This is a genomic window from Microcoleus sp. Pol11C3 (assembly GCF_036701485.1).
Lineage (GTDB): Bacteria > Cyanobacteriota > Cyanobacteriia > Cyanobacteriales > Microcoleaceae > Microcoleus.
The window spans coordinates 1-1072 of the sequence record NZ_JAUBQW010000322.1; the positions used below are offsets into that span (position 1 = coordinate 1).

1 pseudogene is annotated in these 1072 nt (G+C 41.0%); it reads left to right on the plus strand.

The window, feature by feature from the left end:
- Positions 1-241: 241 nt before the first annotated feature.
- Positions 242-697, plus strand: a pseudogene (locus tag QUA40_RS28870) (choice-of-anchor K domain-containing protein); the annotation flags it as partial.
- Positions 698-1072 lie beyond the last annotated feature (375 nt).

The window sequence follows — 1072 nt, forward strand, 5'->3', positions numbered from 1 at the left end:
TGACGAGCGGGCTACCCTGTATATTTTGTTGGTTTTGTCAAGTACAATTTATACCAAATTAGATGAGCTTACCCTGAGTTTAGATGTTTGAATAACCAAGCATATTCTGCAAAATCGTCTGCGAAATAACCAGCCGCTTTTGCTTCTCGTGCTTTCAAAAGTGTGTCTGCGCGATCGAAAACGAGCAAGCAAGGTTTTTCTCTGAGGATTTTGAGCAGATTTTCGATCTGGGAATAAAGGTAATGATTTCGTTTTAGGAGGTGTTGGTGATGATTTATTGCGGGGTGGAAAAGGTAACGATCAAATTTTCGGCGATGATGGAGAGGATATCTTAATTGGTGAAACGGGCACCGATCGACTGACTGGTGGTATTGGAAGCGATATCTTTATCCTGAGAACAGACACAGGTACAGAAGAAATCAATCCTGCGAATGCTGATTGGATACTTGACTTTAATGCTAGCGACGGCGATCGCATTAAAGTCAATGGAGGCGTACCAGCCGACATTCTCACCTTCACCCTTACTGATGTCAATCAAGATGGCATTGCAGACACCATTATTCAATACACAGAAACAAATGCAATTTTTGGTGTATATACAAATATCTTTGGTGTAGTCCTCAACACCCCGCCAGATATTGTGAAAAATTCGTTGTTTACGATACCGCTCAACGACCCAATCACCCAGATAGGATGATGCTGTGGGAAAGTCGCCCAAGAGTTCCGTCATCGCAATATTAATGAGTGCGATCGCCCTTACGTCAAAAAGAGCGATCGCCCTTTCTTCCCTCCTCATCCATCCCAGGGGGAACGCATCTTATTGAACACTGTTCATCAGTGGTGAGTATATTTTGAGATAAATTCACCATTCTTAGAAGCTACAGACACGCTTTGTAATGACTTTAGTAAGAAAACAGTAACTGATTAATGGTAGTTTTTACGCTTCTGCTAATTTTGAGACAATAAAACTATTACAACCACTGTTTCCAAGTTGTATGGCTCTTCAGAACTTATGGTGATAACTTTATCTAATAAAAGATAGACTCGTGCATAAGACTAGAAGCTGAAACTC